The following is a 17,925-nucleotide window of genomic DNA, read 5'->3' as shown; positions in this document are numbered from 1 at the left end:
CTTTTGGAGCGTAGGGGAACGGACTATATTTTAGTTTTGTCCAAGCCTCTTTTGGTGAAGTATTTGTAAAAGCAGGGGGCGTAAAACGTTCATATCCCATAAACAGCTATTGAAAAACGATCTTCCAAAGACACTTAATTGTAGTGTGTAAGAAATTGAGGGCATTATGAACTTGCTACTTGGTTGTCCCAGCATTTCTTATTAAGAAATTGACTTTTACGTTGTACTCTGATGAAGCAATTACTTGTTTAGTCAGTTCCTCTGTCCATCTACCTTTATAATGCATTCTAAATTTTTCGGTGATTCCGGCGGGGTCCAACTCCATGTCACGGAGATTCTCGAGAGTATCTTCAATTTCTTTTTGAAGATGTTTGTTAATTTCCTCATTCAGTTTTTTTAACTCCCCTTTTTTTTCTAAATCTCTAGTTCCTTTATATTCAATAAGCACAGCTTTAATAGTAAACTCAATATCCACTTTAGGATTGTGAATATCCTTGTTGCTTTTAATCTTGACTTTATTGTCAATCCGTTCAAAAAAAGCTTGATGATCAATCGCATTATCTTTAAATGTAATGGCGAATGGAGATAGCTTATTCAGTCCACTGAGTGCTTGAATTAGTAAGGATTGTGCAGTTGAAATTGTATCAACCATTCTTTTATTATCAAATAGAGCAATTTTTGTTACTTCGAGTGAGCTGCCTTTCTTTTCTATATAGGGAATCATCGTATGATATACCGGACTTGTTTGCGTGTTGATATAATCATGGATTGATGTAAAGGGGGCAAATGAGTTATGAAATTTCGGTTGCAATAAATCATTCAAATAGGCATCCATATGCTGATTTTCTGGGTAATTGGCGCTTAAAACATCTTCTGCTTGACCATCGACAATCCCAATGCGCACCTTATTTCCAAGTGTTGAGTCCCGATATAGAAGTTCTACTACTTCCGTTATCTTACCGCTTCGAGCAAACTCTTCGCTAAATAACAGTGTGCGTAATTGATTTAAAACCAACATTTTATCGGCTTCTGAAGATAGTTTGGCAAGCCCTTCCTGGATCATTTCTGTATTGACTGAATAGACCTGGGTTAATTCAGTGGAATTTCCAGGCGGTTGCGGAATCCCTACAGTCATTCGAAATTGCTGATTATCAGCTATGTCAAAACCGATACTACTGACAAGCGATAAATCTTCAATAGGTGGTCTGATTTGACGGTTTTCGTTACAGCCACTAATAAGAATAGTGCTTGAGATAATAATTGCTAATAGATATTTCTTCATCCGATTCCCTCGTTCTTCTTTGGTTTTAGAATGTGAATGATGCAAAGTAAGATGGGCCAAAGAAACAGTGCGTACATCATATAAAAAACCCGTTCAAACAATAATTGCTGAAGTTCCAGCATGAATGGGAATTTAATAATTCCGAAAACGATCAAAACGATTATATAAAGATGTATCTTATTGGGTTTTGACCGAAGTGAATCCAGTCCCTTCTTTGCAACCCAGACATAGGTTGCGGTTGTCGTTAAAATGAGGAAAACCCACATCGTTATTCCAAGCACATCAATTCTCTCGACAAAGGATAACTCAACTTCTTTGAACAAATTTAACACGGGGTACAAGAGATTTTCCAGTTGCCATTCCGAGAAAAACATTACACTAATAAATGTGAAGAGAAAGGTGAAGATTATACTAATCCAGAGTCCGATCGAAGCGTATTTAAACGCTTTTTTTTGGTCGATGATATAAGGGAAATAAAATGAAATGAGTTCAAAACCACCAATTGCCATTAATCCATTTTTCATCGCCGTATAAAATTCACCAGCTGAAAAATTGAAAACAGGCATCATATGCGTAATCTTTCCATCACTCACACCCATTTTAAGAAGAAGAGTAACCATAACGTTAAAAAGAAACTGATGATGCAAAAACGTGCGACGGATTTAATACCATCGTTAGCAATATAAATAATGATAAGAAGAAGAACAATCAGGGGGCCAGTAATTGGTCGATTGATAAGGGCTACAACTTGAATTAATTCAATATAACTGGAACAAACTGCTGATACGATAATGATAAAGTAGAGAATGAGAATACTATTTATCGTTTTCCCAATCCATTTGCCTAATAGCTTTTCATGGATGATGAATAGTGTATCTTCCCGATATTTCAGTCCCAGCCAAATCATAGGAATGAGTAATAGGTTTGCGATAACCCCAAATAACAAAGGCATCCACCATTGGCTAAAGCCCATCGAACTTAAACGATTTGGCAATGACAAGACGGAGGTCCCGATTATGACATTTTGAATGAGAAATATGACATGAAAATGGTTTAAAGTTTTTAATTTAGGTTCTACCATTGCTCATTCCTCTTTTTTTTGTGAAGAAGTTTTTTGGTTTTGTGCCCTAACGATTCCAGGCTTATATTTTAGAAATTTTGTCGGCAACCGCACGAATGTGTCTAGCAAATCCGTCCACTTTCTCGGTATTATTGGCGCCATATAATCAGTTTTTAAAGAGGTTAAACGTAACAGATGTTGAAACAACCAGGCGAAAGCAATCATTTGGCCATATAAACCGAACAAGCCCGAAGCTAAGATGAAAAAATACCGGACAAACCGACTCGTATTACTCATTATAAAGTTTGGAGGTAAAAACGATAAAAGAGCTGAAACCGCCACGATAACAATTAATGTATTACTGACGAGACTTGCTTCAACGGCAGCACTCCCAATAACGATACCGCCAACAATACCGATCGTTTGACCGATTTTTGTCGGCATTCGCGAACCTGCTTCCCTTAAAATTTCTATAACAAGTTCCATAAACAGTACTTCCATCAGAGGTGAAAATGGAACTTTTTCGCGCGATTGTTGTAAATTCAGTAAAACATCAAAAGGCAACATTTCTGGATGAAAAGTCAATATGGATATATAAGTAGGCGTTAAGATAATTGTCAGGAAAAATCCAAAGAAACGAATGGATCGCAGTAGTGAAGCAGTCATCCAACGGTTGTAGTAATCCTCTGGTGAAATAAATAATTCAAAAAAGGAAATGGGGCAAATAAGCACTCCATTACTATTATTCATCGCAATGACGACACGGCCATCTACTAGGCCGGATACGGCGATATCAGGTCTATCCGTTTCATGAAATTGTGGAAATGGAGAGAATGGATGATCGTCTAGTAGATTTTGTAATATGGAGATGTGGTTTAATCCCGGATGTTTCAAGTTTTCAATTTTTTTAAAGACCATGTCCACGTTTTTTTTGTTTGCTATATTATCCATATAGAGAACAGTAACTTTCGAATTTGTTACAGTTCCCACTATGAAGTTTCTGCTTTTTAAATTTGGGTTTTGAATTCTTCTTTTTATGAGCGATAGATTCGTATCGAGTGATTCGGTAAAGGCATTTTGTGGACCAAGGCTACCGGATTCAGTATCCGTATTTGTAATTGCAGCAGTTGGTGCGCTGAATGTATTTACTTTGAAATAGACATCTTCATTGGGATAATAAACGATTGTGCTCCCATTCGTGATGGCCGAAATCAATTTTGAAAGCTGACCGCCTTCAATTAGTTCGGCAGTGTCTTTAAGTGCTGCTTCCAAAAGGGGACGAATAACCGTCTGATGCAAAGTAAGTTTGTCAACAAGTGAACTAAAATAAATTAACGTTACTTGTCCTTCCGGTAGTTCCATTTCTTTAAATACGGCATCCACAATTCCGTCTAATTTTGCTTTAAGTGCTTCGATTGGAATGTCTCCTTTAAAATGGATAGGTCTTAGGCTATTATTTCCTTTTGAGGTTCGTTTTATTCGCAAATCCCATAAACATCCCCAAACAAAAAAAGACACCGACACTGTCGGCATCTTGGAAGTGAAGATGTGCTGGAAATTCTTTTTTGTCGCGCGATCTGAAGGCATATGCATGTTTGGCTAATGTAGGAGCCCTGAAATACGCTATGAATTAGTCGTGTATGATTGTTAGCGTTGGATTATGGACAGAAATTGTAAACGTCAATACGTCACCCAGCTTAACCCTATCGTTCCTTCACCGGCATGAACGCCAACACACACACTTAGTGGCACTACTTGTATTTTTATGGAAGGGAACGCTTGTAATAGCTCGGACTTCCATAATTCTGCGTCCGACGCATTATTGCAATGGATGACAGCGACTTCAGGAACGGTACCTGTAACGATATCCGCACGAAGCAAAGCCGTCACATTGTTTTTCGCGCGTTTAATGGAACGAACTTTCTCTGTCATGACAGTTTTTCCATTCTTAAAACTAATGATCACTTTAATATTCAATAAATTACTTAAGAATGTTTGTGTTCCAGAGACCCGTCCGCTTTTATGCAGCTGGTTAAGACTGGCTGGGATAAAGGATAACTTTGCCCGTGCTGTCAGTTCAGTAATGGCGGCGATTACTTCTTTGACGTCTTTACCTTGTGCCAAAAGTGCATGTCCCATTTCGATCATTTTTCCCATTGGAAAAGAACCAATTTTCGAATCAATCGTGTACACCGGGAAGTCTGTCATTTTTGTAGCGGACTGAGCGCTTTCAAATGTGCCCGAAAGTCCACTGGACAAGTGTAAGGCGATTGCACAATCGTATCCTTCTGTCTGTAACTTCTCGTATAAGGAAAGCATTTCGCCTATAGGCGGCTGAGACGTTTTAGGAGAGGCTTTTGCCAACTGTAATTTTTCGTAAAACGCGTCCTGTGTCAGGTCAATTGATTCCCTATATGCCCCATCCGGAAAAACGACACCGAGCGGCAGAATATGTACATCATATTTTTGGATGAAACTTTCATCTAGTTGCGCAGCCGTATCCGTAATCCAGGCTATTTTCTTCATATAAAAAATATCTCCTCTATATACAAATTTCATGTCGGAAGCAGCTATATCTACTCATAACGTACACTACAGGTGAATTGTGTTCTAGTGACAGTTGTCATGTAATGACGAAGTTTTAAATAGCCTGTCATAATTTGAACATATCTAGGTTCTTCTTATGCAGCTAATTTCGTTTTTCATTCGTTTCAAGGACGACCGACAGACCAAGTACGCCGCATCGACAAATGCGGTATAATGAAGATAGAAATACCGATTGAAAATTTGCTCTCTTTCAACGAAAAATCATGGGGTTTGAGGAAGGGGATTTTGCAGATGAGTGATTATCAAAACATTGTAGTTGCTGTTGACGGTTCAAAGGAAGCCGAGTTTGCATTGCATAAAGCGATTGGGTTGGCAAAACACGGTGAAGATACAACGTTGACGATTGTCAAAGTCATCGATACGTTCACAATCGCTAACAATGAAATTCCGTTGATGGAACAAGAACAAAAGCAATCCGAGGAGCTCGTAAACAACTATCGAACACTTGCGCAATCGCAGGGGGTTCGGCATGTAGAAGCGTTAGTTAAAGAGGGGTCGCCTAAAAAAGTCATCACGGAAGAAGTTGCTCCGGCTGTTTCTGCAGATCTTATTGCTTGCGGCGCCACGGGTTTAAAAGGTGTCGAACAGTTCTTTCTTGGATCCGTATCCGAAGCAATCGTCATTCATGCAAAATGTGATGTGTTAGTTGTACGTAAAGATGAACAGGTAAACGATTGAAAAGCTAAAGTACCATCCGAATAAAATGCCGACAGATTCTGTCGGTGTTTTTACGTGGGAGCAAGGTCACAATCTTGAAAGTGTACAATTATGGTTTGATCGACTCGACTCCGTTATTAGCGAAACGGAAAACAAACGAGCAGTAGCTGCAGTACAAAAACCAACGGAACGTGAAGTTGCAAAGCCTGTTCAGCAACCGGCAGTGCTTGGCAAGCTTTCACAACCTACAGAGCTAGTAGCAGAACAAGAAGTAGTTGAGAACAGGGATGTACAACCGGCCGTGTTGAAAAAAAGGGTAACTCAGTGCCGGAGTATTCGTGTACTTTGGAGGAAACTGAGGGACACGATATTTACGAGGAGCCTTATCGTGGGAAGGAAAAAACTGGAAGGGGCAAGGAACTTAGTTATTTTGAACAGTTGCTTGAAAAGAACCGCAAGCAGATGAATCATCCACCTTCAGAAAGGAAATCGGCAAGACTATCAATTAAAAAGAATCCATTTTGCGGAGTCACTTCTCAAAATGGATTCTTTTTGTAACGTTAAATGTGAATTTATGAGATGAACTTCATATACCATGGCAGCATAGTTTTTACATAAGTAGAAGAAGGTCTTTCTAAATGAGTAATTGGACAACTATGCGGTTGAATACACTCAAATTAGTCCGTGTTATGTTATCCAGGGATGACCTGCCTATGGACTAAAACTGGGTACTTATCATCTAGGAGGAATTAAGTATATGGCCTATTCAGATAACTACGAAAGGGACGCCTATGGGATCATCGCTTTTTGGTTGCGGAATGATTATGATCATGGACGTTTTTTCGACAGGGAAATTAGCCATTATGAAACCGAATTGGCACGGGCAAACCTCAACAACGTTCATCGCTTAGGGAAGATATGGGAAAAGGCTGCTAAAAAAGAAGGCGATATTGGAACATTGATCAACGAGGCAAAATATGCAACAAATGAATTTCACAGTTTGTTGGCCTACACAATGGATAAATCCTTACATTGTGAAGTGATTATTTCTACGCCAGTGTCTTTACTAGACCATATGGTAAGGGAAGCAGAAGAGTCCCAGCGGGTATTCAAGTTAATGGAAAGTGGTACGAAAATTACACCTTCAGATGCAATCGTACATGAAAGCGTCTTTTGGTTAAGACAAATGGCGGATCATCTAGGCTATATTCGTCACTACCTCGACTTGTCAAATTATGATCTGAACTATCAAGTTACACAGATGATGGAGAAATTTGAGCGGTTAATGATGCAAGCAAACGCACTCCAAACAATGATCCGTACACCACGCAATGAGACGTTGCCCATTCTAACACAATTTAAGAATATGATTATTAAAGAAGCAAAAAGCTTGGAGGCATTTAAATTAGAGTTAGACGATTTAGTAAAAAAATGTGCTGCAGCTACGACATCACCGCCAGATTTGTTGGAGCATATAGCTAGAGAAGCCCATCACTTATGGAGAAACCTAGAAGAAGAAATTATTACGTAACGGGCTAAACGGACAGTATGATTGAAAGTTCTAAAAGGGATAGCGAGTCCAAATCCCTTAACAAATTCATAGTGAGAGAACCCCATTTGGCTATTCAAATGGGGTTCTTTCATCTTATAAAATGATTCTGAACTCTATTCATATTTCATTGATGATTTTGTTGTCTAAAAGTAGGGTACACGCAATACGGATACATATAATAGGTTCTCATTCGTTGAGAACAACCGCAATTCTGTTGCCATTGGCTGCCTCCGAAGTTTTGTTTGTGAGTCTGTTGTCCAGCGTTTTGACTCTGGCTAGTAGGATTCCAAGGCGTGGTTGGAGTGGCGTAAACAGGACCATACCCATTTTTAAACTGATTTTGATCGAACAGGGCAGGATGTATATCTTGTTGCGTTCTGTGTGAACTACTCTCGTTTTGAGTGTGGTTATGAGTCCCTGGGTATGTTGGGGTGGCATAAACCGGACCAAATCCATTTTTGAATTGATCTTCACCGTACAGTGCAGGTTCCGGACTGTGCTGATTGTTGAATGAATCAGCTGAATAATAGGGGATTGAAAAATCTGGACCTACAGGACTTATAAATTGATTGATAACCATAGTAAATCTCCTTTCTTGCTGCTTTCTAGTCTATTCATCAGGTACCTAATCGGGCACTTGTTGTAACCGCAGTTAAAAACAGACAACCAATTAATGTACTGACTGGTTATCTGTTATGTGTTTTATATAGGAAATAGCAATTCAAAACTTACACTTCCTGTTACTATCTTCTTAGTAATAGTACGGTAAAAGTTTTAGATGTCCTGTCATAATCTGAATATATATGGTTGCTAGGACGCTTAATCCAAAGGGGATTTTGGTTTGGATTTACATGAATTTATATAATCGATAGACTAGTTAAGAGGCGTTTCATGGCCTGTTGATGTGTAACAAATGGTTTTATAGAGATTCGTAACTTCTGCAAATGCCATTTAGTCAGGCAATCCGATACATGCGTTCCGAAGAAGTGCTAAGTTTTGAAACCAATCGATGTTCTATTCGTACATAACAGCTATATGAATTTTCTTAATACGAGTGAAGGAGGGACGTAATATGGAGACTAAACAGACGAAACAACTTGCGGGTCTAGGTTGTTTACTGCCAATCCTTGCAGTATTCTATTTCATCACATTTGGTATCTTCGGCGGAAAGGGCTTGTTTGGATTCTTCTTAATCCTGCTAGCGTCAGGTGCCGGTATCGTGATTTTAGTCCAGGCGAAATCGATGGAAGATCGTGAGTTGCTCAAGCAAAGAGACAAACTGGCAACCTATCAGATGAAAGATCTGGACTTTAGCCGGCTGCCGACAATCATCTCAAATGATGTGTTGACGCGGGTATCGACCGATTATGAAAAGGGGCGCATCTATTTGTGGATCGGGGTAGATGCTAACGGCAGGCCGATTAAAAAAGCAAAGTCCGGTATGACATACAGATTTTTTAACTATGCCCTAAAAGACATGAAGGCGGTGGCAGTCGTCATTGACGGCAATATCCGTTTGTCCTCCCAAAGGCATGTTAACCCGGAGCTTGCGAATTTCATCAAACAGGATACGGGAGCAATGGAGACGACCGTCACAAATGCAGTTCCGCCTGATAAAGTACGACGGATGGCGATAATCATCCAAATGGACAATGAAAATTATCCGTTTTACCCAATCCGCTTTTATAATGATCCGTTTAAATACGTCGAAAAAGCATCATCGGACTTTATAAGAACAAGTGAAAACATACAGGCGTGGTTCGATAAACTGGTCACCTTCATCGATAATACTGAACAGAAGACTGTGCCCGTGAAACGACCCGTGCAACAAGAGGTTGTAAAACCGAGTCAACAACCTGCCGTCCTAGGCAAATTTGCACGCGTTGTAGAACCGGAAACTAAGGCTGTAGAAGTTGTGAAGGAAGACGTTCTACTAGCCGAGGAAATGAGAATTCCGTTTGAAGAACCTAATCACACAATGCCAACCTATACGTATATACCAGAACAACGTGAAGAGCCGGAAGTACATGAAGTGCAGGAGGAATCTTCCCGTCAAGAAGAAACAAAGGAGCAGAAGGAACTCAGTTATTTTGAACAAATTGTTGAAAAGAACCGCCAACAGATGAGCGATCCGCCTTCAAGGAGGAAATAGAGTTCTCTCAATTATATCAGGTTGTCGAAGTTTAATTATCTAAAGAAGAATTCATAGGAGTGTTAGTATGCATTGCAATTTTTGCGAAGAAGAAAAAACATTTAATTTAAAAGTAGAAGGTGATGTTGGTGCAGACGCTATTTGGTGTGATGAGTGTTACTGTAATTTCGACATTTATGAGATCCCTATATCAAAGGTCTTGAAAGCAAGACTTGCAGATTGGATGCAGCAATATGGTGAATGGATAGATTGGGACAAAGACGTGGTGCGTCATAATGCATTTCAAATAGAAGATAAACATAATAAAATGGGTGAATTACTTACTGCAGAAGTACTTAAAGAACTTGGAGAAGAATATAAAGTGAGGTTTTCGCCTTCCTCTTCAGCAAGAATGTATGCTAACCTCGACTCTTGATTTCAACATTCGGGGGCTATTGATGTAAAGCAACGTCAGTTTTCTTAAACAATCTGACTACGCAGACGTAAAGTTTGGTTGTTCCAAAAATCATGGCATTCTGGAAAAGCTCCTTCGACTTGTTCGATAGGAGTTGTTGCTTTTGGTTAATTTCATTTCTGATTCGGAAAACCTATGAGCTTTTCAATCATTTGCATGCCGGTATCTTTTGCATAGGATCGATATAGATGGCTGGCGGAACGGACAGGGTCACCGAAGAAGTACCGTTCGTACTGGGTTTGTCTTGTGCCGAATGCGCTCATCGTAAGATCCCAGGCAAGCCTGAAAATCTTTACACGCTCTTCCGCGGGTCTGTACGCGGCTTGTAAATAGTGAGCGAGGTCAGGGGCGATAGCTGACTGAAAATCTCGTTCCGACGGCAACGTCACCATCCCACTCGCACCGATTAGCTGGATAATTTCACTGAAATGTGGGCTGATTCTTGGAAAGATATTGCTTGCCACTTGCAACGGTGTCAAACTTGGTCGCATGAAGCCGGAAGAGTCGAGCTGTGCGTCCAGTTCGGATTGAGCGAGCAGGGCTTTCATCGTTTCGAGTGACATGATGATTTCAGCGAGTTTCTCCTGGATATGTAAGTACTCACCGACGTTAATCGTTTGTACGAGTAACTCCGCAACACCGAGCATAAATTCTGTTTTGACGATTTGTCTTGTAACAACTTGATGGACCGTGAAAGGATGAAAAGCACTAGCACCGAAAAATTCCGAGGCAACTTGCGTGTCGGAATGAAAGAAGACACATTCCCAAGGGACGAGCACATTATCAAACACAACAACTGAATCGATCTCTTCGAACCGGGAACTAAGTGGGTAGTTGAAATGCGAATCTCCGCCAACAAATGATTCTCTGCAAATGAACTTCAAACCCGGTGTATCGGACGGAATTGAAAATGCAAATGATTCTTCAGGTTCACAGTACAGTGTCGGAGAACTAAAAACGAGTACTTCGTCGGTTAACCCACCTTGAGTCGCAAGCAACCGGGCGCCTTTAATAATGAGTCCGTCAGTCGTCTTACCGACAATTTTAGCTGCAATTGGTTCATCTGACGTTTCGAAATATGCCCGTGAGCGGTTCACTTGGGGTGTGATGAATGTATGTGTGAACGATAGATCGTTCTCCCTCGCGCGGGTGTAAAGCGAGTGGATATGGTCAGGAAAGCAGTTTTCCTTGTCTTTCAAGTAGTCCGTCGAGCACGCAAAACTAGTAATGACGGTATTTAAGTAATCGGGACTTCTGCCGAGCAGGCCGCAAGATACCCGCGCCCACTGTTCAATCATCTTTCTTCGTCTATGCAAATCCTCTTTCATCCGCGGCTGTAAAAAGGATATGCCGATCCGCTCTTTCGTTGCGGGCGATTCGAAAGTCATTTCATCTACTAAATCGGGTTGCCATTGCAAATCATAAAGGGATGCTTTCGTCTTGAGGACCCCTTTAAAAGCTTTATGTTGTGAAATCGGTTCTTTCACTAATTCGCCGTCAAGCCAGATTTGCGTTTTCAACTGATCAATTCGTTTGATAAACCCTTCACCATCAATTGCCCCCATTTGCATTCCTCCTGTGTATTTACATGTAATTAGTATATTATGGCCGTGTGTCAATTGATCAGTGAGAAAGACGTTGAACGTATGTATATGCCATGCATTGCTTGTTCGTCTGTGATTTAATGAATAAGAGTGGATTTCTACTCTTTGCATCCGCAATCATTGCCAGGAATGCATAGGGAGTTACTGTCACGAATGGAGTTTAGTCACTGCGTAGATAATCGCTTTTTCTATGTATTGGATCACCTAAATATATGAAATTGAATGGGGGACTAGCAATGGATCATGTTTTCGATCATATTGGAATTGCCGTCAGAAGTATTGACGAGGCACTTCCTTTTTATATAAATGTGTTAAATGGTGTTGTTGAGGACCGTTATACGAGTGAAGCGACGGGCGTGGAAGTGCATGTGGCGGTCATTCGAACGGATGAGAAAGTGATTGAGTTGCTGGAGCCGACGAACAAGAATTCTCCGATTGCGCGGTTTATTAGACAACGAGGGAAAGGCGTTCACCATATTGCGTACCGGGTTGAAGACTTAGATGTAGCAATTGCGAATGCGCGGGAAAAGGGAATACGATTCCTTGAGGATACATTGCGTACGAATGCGCGCGGCAGAAGACTAATTTACATCAACCCGATTTCAACGGATGGGACACTCGTCGAACTTTGCAGCTATCCAGCGAAATAAGTCAGCTGCAATAAGAAATTTACGAACCATAACAGCGTGTAAAAAAAATGAAAAGGCAGTGAGAAGATGAAGCGTAAAATGTATGTACTCTTAGTACTTGTTCTGGCTTTAGTAGTCGGGTGTAGTAGTGAAAGTGGAAAAGGTGAAACAGAGAATTTGAATTCAGATGAAATGAAGAAATTAGTCCACGATTATACCGTTAGAAATGTTACAGCTGCATCTGCGTCAATTACTTCGGAGGAATTGATTGTGACGGATGAAAACAAGAACGTGACAACGTATAAGCTACCGGAAGACGAGTTTTTCGTATCGATTGCACCATTTGTAAATCAAACGCATCCTTGTGACAATCATAGTTTAACGGGATGCCAAGGTGAGCTTGTCGAAGAAGAGTTTACGGTTCAAATCCAAGACTCTAATGGCACGATTATCCTTGATGAAAAGAAGCAGACAGAAGCAAATGGATTTATTGACTTATGGCTACCACGTAATGAGACATTTACGGTAACGATTTCAAACGATCAGAAACAAGCAATATCAGAAATCGCTAATGGCGATAACACGTGCATTACGACTATGCAGTTGAGTTAATAAGGTTCCTATGCAAATTACAACGGAATCGTCCAATGAAATCAGAAGTCCGCTTATCCAGTTTGGAATAAGCGGACTTCTTTGACGTTTGACAGTCATCCAATGTAAACACTCAAAACAAGCAAAGGCATGAACTCAAATTGTCTTAGGAACTATCCAATGTCGACTTTGAGAATCCTAGGAGTTCTATCGGGCATAAAAACAACAGCTGTATGTGGAGAATTAAATCAATCATCTGAAAATAAATACTTGTTTAGTTGAGAACCGTTATCAATTACTGTATAGTAGATAGTGACAAGTCAATTAGATGGATAAGGAGAATCATATATGCAAATTTATTGGACGAAAATTAGTCAAATCATTGATGAAACGCTTGAAGTTAAAACATACTTGCTCGACTGTCCGGCGGATTTTACATGGGAAGAAGGATCCCACACACACTTTGCACTTGAAGGATTTAATACGGGAGAAAAACCAAATCGCGGGTTAATCCGTCATATGTCCATCTCGACGTTACCACATGAAAATTTGATTGGAATCACAACGCGTATTAAGGAGCAATGTTCTGAATTCAAATCGATACTACGAACGCTTCAGGTTGGTGATGAAGTTGCGATATTTAAGACGCACTCAAATGTACCGTTGAAAAGGGAAGACAAAAATGTCTACTTGTTGTCTTCAGGTGTTGGACTAGCCACTTTCAGGCCACTTGTACTCGAGTATATGAAGCGTGATGACAATGTGGGGCATATCCATTCCTTGAATGTCGATTCATCAAAAGATTTCCTGTTTCAAGATGTTTTCAACACTGCGACTGACAATAAGATGACGGCGAAGTTCGTTGAAAATCGCAAAGATTATTATGAAGAAGTGAAACAACTTGCCACGGACAAGGAAGGACTCTTCTACGTCGTCGGAAGTGATGAATTCCTCATGCAAAATATTGAAGTACTGTTTGAGCAAGGCATTAAACCCGAACAGATTATGCTCGACAAGCATGAACATAAACTACCTGAGTTTTTAACACCAGCGATGTCCATTTAATGTTGTACCCATAAACGTTGATTTATAGTAAAGTCGTTTCGAAGCTGGCAGATAGACGAGTGATTTATGGACAATGCCTCAATCGAATACTACACGAGCTACTATCATTGACGAAAGCCCGCCAATCCAATTTGGAATTAGCGGGCATTATTCATTTAATGATAAGGCCAATTTACAATTATTCACCATTTTGAGAAATGTGCCAATCGCTGTTGCCCCTCGGTGCTGGCATGAAACAGGACAAGATTGGTTCATTTGAGATATGGTATGTACATATACGGCCATGAAACAAACGGATTAGGAAGACATGTATTGTAAAAAAGGCTAGGGGGAATGGGCTATCGTGATTCGAAGAATTGATCATGTAGGCGTAATCGTAAACGATCTCGCAGCTGCTAAAGATTTCTTCCTCAATTTAGGGCTAGATGTGCTGGGGGAAGCAGAGGTAGATGTAGAAGTAGAATGGATTGAACGAGAAATGGGCCTTACTGACTTTAGAAAAATGATTGTAATGTTAGGAACGCAAGACGGGGAGACAACATTGGAGTTAGTCAAATTCCACACACTTTCTGATGAAAAAGAATTTCAACAACATTTTCCAACGACTCTAGGTGTCAGTCATATTGCATTTGCTGTTGAAAATATTGAAGTCGTTGTTGCCAAGTTGAAAAAGAGTGGTGCAGAATTGCTTGGAGAGATAAAAACCTACGAAAACATTATAAAATTATGTTACGTCCGTGGGCCGGAAGGAATTGTATTAGAATTGGCAGAAAAGATCAGTTGATTTTCGAATTAATTTAGAGTGGGTTTTCGACTAGTTTAAGCAAAATGTTCAATTAGATTATCGGGAGTACCATTTATTTTGTTCCTAAGACGTTATAAAAAATATGTGATTGGCACATTTCCTAACTAAGGATTTGTGCTTTTTTGAATTGAAATCTGTAAGGGGCACTTGTGGGAGAAATTTCACGGATATGAGGAAAAACGGGGTAGTAAAGAATATTTTTGACGATAAGTGAATTAACTCATACCTGTTAAGCCGAGAATACAATTGACAAGACACCAATTAGTGTCGTAATATAAGGACACTAATTGGTGTCCTATATGTAAGGAGGGAGGTTTTGAGCGAAGACAAACAAGAACGTGATGTTTATGTAGCTGTCGCTGATCCAACAAGACGAAAATTGCTACATTTGTTGGCGGAGGCAGGGGAGTTACCTCTGTACGAACTAACAGCGGAATTTCAAATGGGACGTACTGCAGTTTCTAAACATTTGGCCATCCTGAAAGAAGCTGGTCTGGTTACTGTTCGTAAGGTTGGAAGGGAAACAAGGTATCAAATAAATGCAGCCCCATTGCAAGAAATTAAAGACTGGGTATCCTTTTACGAAAATTTTTGGATAGACAAAGTATCGCAGTTGAAAAAAATGTTATCGGAGGAATAGACAATGGCAGATGTATCATTAGATTTTCAATTTACAAGTTCAGTTGAGCAAGTGTGGAAAGCATTAACGGATTCAGATATGCTGGCACAATGGATATGGAAAAATGACTTTACACCAGTTATCGGAGAAAAGTTCCAATTTCGTTCTGAGCCCAATGAATGGTGGGATGGAATCGTCAATGGTGAAGTACTCGAAGTAGAGGAACCCCATATATTATCGTACACATGGGCAAGTGCTGGCGAGACGACTACAATTACTTGGACATTGAAAACAGGTTCAGACGGCATGACACATTTGCATTTTGAACAAACTGGGTTCAGTGAACAAACAAAAGCAACGAAGGGTGCAATTGAGGGAGCTAAATATAGTTGGACGAACTTTGGTGAGCAACTCAAAAAATTGATAGAAGCATAACAGCCTGTTGCATCTATTAAATGATCGGGTCCAAGTCATGGTGCAAAGCACTCCTAAAGGGCGTTAATTGTTAACCATCGGGTAGGACAAGAGTAGGGCAAGGTAGCTCAAATAGGAAACAACAATAAAGTTCATTGAAAGAAAGGAAGTGAACTATGAAGAACGTAAAACCATTTTTAATGTTTCAAGGTGGTGTTGCTGAAGAAGCGATGAACTACTACACATCACTCATCGAGGATTCGGAAATCACGAGCATTTCTCGCTATGGAGCTGACGGACCTGGTAAAGAAGGGACAGTTATACAAGCGGAGTTTTCGTTAAAAGGGCAAGAGTTCATGTGTATCGATAGCCATGTCGACCATGAGTTTGACTTTACACCATCATTTTCTATCTATCTAACGTGTGAGACAGAAGAGGAAATTGATAGCCTTTATGAAAAAATGATGCAAAATGGCACAGCACTTATGCCATTAAATAACTACGGGTTCAGCAAGAAATTCGGATGGCTGAATGATCAGTTTGGCGTATCCTGGCAGTTGAACTTACCCGAATAATATAGCTGACATGGGTGACTGACATCGTTAACACGCTAATAGGATTGCGAAATAAGTTAGTGCTGTAGCGTACAATCGTAGCTTGTTTCGATTAGCTTGTTGACTTGCTGCGCGACACCGTCGTTCTGAAAACGAGAAAATACCGCTTCGCACGAGCCTACATAACGATATATTCGTCTTGGCGTGCAACAATCGGCTATATTAGGCATTCATTAACAAGCAAAAACCCCATTCATCCAAATGGATCGAAGGGGTTTTCTGCTTTTATAGGATTGCTGTAAGATGGCGAAAAAAGATTTCCAGCCGTAATGAAACGTTAGCTTAAACGTAAGCTTCCGTTAGCCTCAGGAATATTAGTAGGATCTATCGCATTCATTTTACAGAAGTAGTCCAGGAATTTTTTCGCGTGATTGATTTCCTCTTCATCGGTTTTCAATGCGATAATATCTTGTAAAATTTGAGCTGTCCAGACGTTATCATAATAACGGAACTTACCGGAGTTCCAAGTCGTGCGATCGGGGTACGTCTTGTTGCTGTAATAGTTCCAGAAGAGCATTTGCTTCGCTTCGTCTTCAGTCAATTCAATTTTGTATTCTGCGTGTGTCGGAACAATTCCGTCCTCACCTAGATTGCCAGAGAACATTTCATCGACCATGAAGAGTCCAAGGATCAGTCTTTCGGTTTCCTCTTGATCGGCCGCTCTTGCAGTTAGGAGACCTGCACTGTTCGGACGCAAACGCGCTACGCTGTTTGGCTGACCTTTATTTTTCCCGCTCTGAACAGTACCAGTTGAAATTTTCCAGTCGGTAAATATGTCTTCTTGTTTGTCTTCATCCAACCAAAAAGCAATTTGAGAGCTTTCGTGAATTCGGTGGTTTTTCAATAAATCTTTGCGTTGCTGTTCAAGTAACTGGATTTGCAGTTCATCTTCGCGTTTTTTCTCAAGTGCTTCTTTTTCCTGTTGTCTTTTTAAGAAGATGGCCTTGAAGGTTTGTGCAGTTTCAGGATTGTTGAGTGTGAGGAATTCATCAAATGCATCGGGGTATACGAACTTTTTAATATCTTTGTTGAAATCAACTGTAATGATTGTCTCCTTGTGTTCGACAATATTGCCTTCACCAAACACTTTATGAGTTATTTCTTCATTGACTAAATTCACGAACCCACTCTCCTCAGATATATTTATGTAATCAGTTTGCCAGATAGTTTGCTGATAACAGCCTGTAAGAAGCCGGTAGCTTGTAAAATTCAAAAAAACGTACTCAATTTTCTGATGAAAGAAGTTGCGTACGAATCTTGAATGCCGTCTCCATTACTGTTGTACTTATATTGTAGCAGAAAAATTGAAATTTCGCAAATTTTTCATTGACATCTGTCATTTGATTGCTGTACAATGGTTGATTTTGATTTGCTGTACACATATATGAGGAGGTCATTTTTGGAGGATTCCTAGCCAAACGAACGTTCAGATTTCACTACACCTTACGTTCAAATCCTCCATACCGAGTTCCTTGGAATGTAAGTAGGCCAAAGTCTCCTTCCGCGAGCATGCCGTATTCACTGCCTGCTATTTTGAGTTCCATACGGTCGCCACTTTCAACTTGGAAAGTGATGTAGTAATCAGTAGTGGCGGATGTATCGTTGCTGCCACCCCATGTGTTTGTCCTTTTTGTAATGACTTGGGCAGGTACAGTGAGGCGTGGCGAAGCGTTATTGGTCGACCATTGACCAACGCCTTTGACAATGGTGAATAGGATACCTCCGATAACGACGATGAAGACGATGGTTATAAAAATCGGCGCAAAATCAAATAGACCATTATCAAAATTATTGTATCCCATAGATCTCCCTCCTTTTTT

At 40.2% G+C, this 17,925-nt stretch carries 19 protein-coding genes and 1 pseudogene; 12 read left to right on the top strand and 8 right to left on the bottom strand.

Annotated elements, in window-relative coordinates; genetic code table 11:
- Positions 1 to 175 precede the first annotated feature (175 nt).
- From QWT69_RS14310 to QWT69_RS14295, 4 genes and pseudogenes are all read right to left on the bottom strand, one after another.
- The gene (locus QWT69_RS14310) at positions 176 to 1,282 is read right to left on the bottom strand and encodes a Ger(x)C family spore germination protein (RefSeq protein ID WP_317966740.1); all 1,107 of its coding nucleotides are present in this window, start codon (positions 1,280 to 1,282) and stop codon (positions 176 to 178) included.
- A pseudogene (locus tag QWT69_RS14305) lies at positions 1,279 to 2,363 on the bottom strand (GerAB/ArcD/ProY family transporter). Before QWT69_RS14305 ends, QWT69_RS14310 begins: the two are co-directional and overlap by 4 nt.
- Before the next feature lie 3 nt (positions 2,364 to 2,366).
- Positions 2,367 to 3,827 carry a spore germination protein gene (locus tag QWT69_RS14300; RefSeq protein WP_317966738.1) on the bottom strand — a complete coding sequence of 487 codons (1,461 nt, stop codon included), beginning with the start codon at positions 3,825 to 3,827 and terminating at the stop codon, positions 2,367 to 2,369.
- A 195-nt stretch (positions 3,828 to 4,022) separates the two neighbouring features.
- Positions 4,023 to 4,868, bottom strand: coding sequence for a DegV family protein (locus tag QWT69_RS14295; RefSeq protein WP_317966736.1), 846 nt, complete (start codon positions 4,866 to 4,868; stop codon positions 4,023 to 4,025).
- 312 nt (positions 4,869 to 5,180) lie between these two features.
- Here QWT69_RS14295 and QWT69_RS14290 point away from each other — a divergent pair, with 312 nt between their 5' ends.
- The 3 genes from QWT69_RS14290 to QWT69_RS14280 all read left to right on the top strand — a co-directional run bounded on the left by QWT69_RS14290 (position 5,181) and on the right by QWT69_RS14280 (position 7,137).
- On the top strand, positions 5,181 to 5,627 hold the full coding sequence (locus QWT69_RS14290; protein ID WP_317966734.1) for a universal stress protein: 447 nt from the start codon (positions 5,181 to 5,183) through the stop codon (positions 5,625 to 5,627).
- A gap of 324 nt (positions 5,628 to 5,951) precedes the next feature.
- On the top strand, positions 5,952 to 6,164 hold the full coding sequence (locus tag QWT69_RS14285; protein WP_317966732.1) for a hypothetical protein: 213 nt from the start codon (positions 5,952 to 5,954) through the stop codon (positions 6,162 to 6,164).
- Between the two features lie 199 nt (positions 6,165 to 6,363).
- The gene (locus QWT69_RS14280) at positions 6,364 to 7,137 is read left to right on the top strand and encodes a DUF2935 domain-containing protein (RefSeq protein WP_317966730.1); all 774 of its coding nucleotides are present in this window, start codon (positions 6,364 to 6,366) and stop codon (positions 7,135 to 7,137) included.
- A 145-nt stretch (positions 7,138 to 7,282) separates the two neighbouring features.
- Here QWT69_RS14280 and QWT69_RS14275 read toward each other — a convergent pair whose 3' ends face one another.
- Positions 7,283 to 7,738, bottom strand: coding sequence for a hypothetical protein (locus QWT69_RS14275; RefSeq protein WP_317966728.1), 456 nt, complete (start codon positions 7,736 to 7,738; stop codon positions 7,283 to 7,285).
- A gap of 492 nt (positions 7,739 to 8,230) precedes the next feature.
- Here QWT69_RS14275 and QWT69_RS14270 point away from each other — a divergent pair, with 492 nt between their 5' ends.
- Both QWT69_RS14270 and QWT69_RS14265 read left to right on the top strand, forming a co-directional pair.
- A complete protein-coding gene (locus QWT69_RS14270) occupies positions 8,231 to 9,310 on the top strand; it encodes a hypothetical protein (RefSeq protein WP_317966726.1) in 1,080 nt (359 codons plus the stop codon).
- A gap of 67 nt (positions 9,311 to 9,377) precedes the next feature.
- A complete protein-coding gene (locus QWT69_RS14265; protein ID WP_317966724.1) occupies positions 9,378 to 9,725 on the top strand; it encodes a hypothetical protein in 348 nt (115 codons plus the stop codon).
- 152 nt (positions 9,726 to 9,877) lie between these two features.
- On the opposite strand, the gene hpaB is transcribed toward QWT69_RS14265, so the two are convergent.
- The gene (gene hpaB / locus QWT69_RS14260) at positions 9,878 to 11,329 is read right to left on the bottom strand and encodes a 4-hydroxyphenylacetate 3-monooxygenase, oxygenase component (RefSeq protein ID WP_317966722.1); all 1,452 of its coding nucleotides are present in this window, start codon (positions 11,327 to 11,329) and stop codon (positions 9,878 to 9,880) included.
- Positions 11,330 to 11,604: 275 nt separating this feature from the next.
- On the opposite strand from hpaB, the gene QWT69_RS14255 reads away from it, so the two are divergent.
- The 7 genes from QWT69_RS14255 (at position 11,605) to QWT69_RS14225 (ending at position 16,066) form a co-directional block, all read left to right on the top strand.
- Positions 11,605 to 12,018: a VOC family protein gene (locus QWT69_RS14255; RefSeq protein WP_317966720.1), complete on the top strand. Its 414-nt coding sequence runs from the start codon at positions 11,605 to 11,607 to the stop codon at positions 12,016 to 12,018.
- A gap of 66 nt (positions 12,019 to 12,084) precedes the next feature.
- The gene (locus tag QWT69_RS14250; protein ID WP_317966718.1) at positions 12,085 to 12,609 is read left to right on the top strand and encodes a CueP family metal-binding protein; all 525 of its coding nucleotides are present in this window, start codon (positions 12,085 to 12,087) and stop codon (positions 12,607 to 12,609) included.
- Between the two features lie 327 nt (positions 12,610 to 12,936).
- The gene (locus QWT69_RS14245) at positions 12,937 to 13,653 is read left to right on the top strand and encodes a ferredoxin reductase domain-containing protein (RefSeq protein ID WP_317966716.1); all 717 of its coding nucleotides are present in this window, start codon (positions 12,937 to 12,939) and stop codon (positions 13,651 to 13,653) included.
- Between the two features lie 343 nt (positions 13,654 to 13,996).
- The gene (locus QWT69_RS14240) at positions 13,997 to 14,437 is read left to right on the top strand and encodes a VOC family protein (RefSeq protein ID WP_317966714.1); all 441 of its coding nucleotides are present in this window, start codon (positions 13,997 to 13,999) and stop codon (positions 14,435 to 14,437) included.
- 337 nt (positions 14,438 to 14,774) lie between these two features.
- The gene (locus QWT69_RS14235; RefSeq protein ID WP_317966712.1) at positions 14,775 to 15,098 is read left to right on the top strand and encodes an ArsR/SmtB family transcription factor; all 324 of its coding nucleotides are present in this window, start codon (positions 14,775 to 14,777) and stop codon (positions 15,096 to 15,098) included.
- Positions 15,099 to 15,101: 3 nt separating this feature from the next.
- A complete protein-coding gene (locus QWT69_RS14230; protein ID WP_317966710.1) occupies positions 15,102 to 15,512 on the top strand; it encodes an SRPBCC family protein in 411 nt (136 codons plus the stop codon).
- 155 nt (positions 15,513 to 15,667) lie between these two features.
- Positions 15,668 to 16,066, top strand: coding sequence for a VOC family protein (locus tag QWT69_RS14225; RefSeq protein ID WP_317966708.1), 399 nt, complete (start codon positions 15,668 to 15,670; stop codon positions 16,064 to 16,066).
- A gap of 316 nt (positions 16,067 to 16,382) precedes the next feature.
- Here the strand turns inward: QWT69_RS14225 and QWT69_RS14220 are convergent, their stop codons facing one another.
- On the bottom strand, positions 16,383 to 17,225 hold the full coding sequence (locus QWT69_RS14220) for a malate synthase (RefSeq protein ID WP_317966706.1): 843 nt from the start codon (positions 17,223 to 17,225) through the stop codon (positions 16,383 to 16,385).
- A gap of 316 nt (positions 17,226 to 17,541) precedes the next feature.
- On the bottom strand, positions 17,542 to 17,907 hold the full coding sequence (locus tag QWT69_RS14215) for a DUF2500 domain-containing protein (protein WP_317966704.1): 366 nt from the start codon (positions 17,905 to 17,907) through the stop codon (positions 17,542 to 17,544).
- Positions 17,908 to 17,925: the final 18 nt, after the last annotated feature.

Source organism: Sporosarcina oncorhynchi (assembly GCF_033304615.1).
Taxonomy (GTDB): domain Bacteria; phylum Bacillota; class Bacilli; order Bacillales_A; family Planococcaceae; genus Sporosarcina; species Sporosarcina oncorhynchi.
Note: the sequence above shows the minus strand (reverse complement) of the source record. Positions and strands in the feature narration are given on the sequence as shown.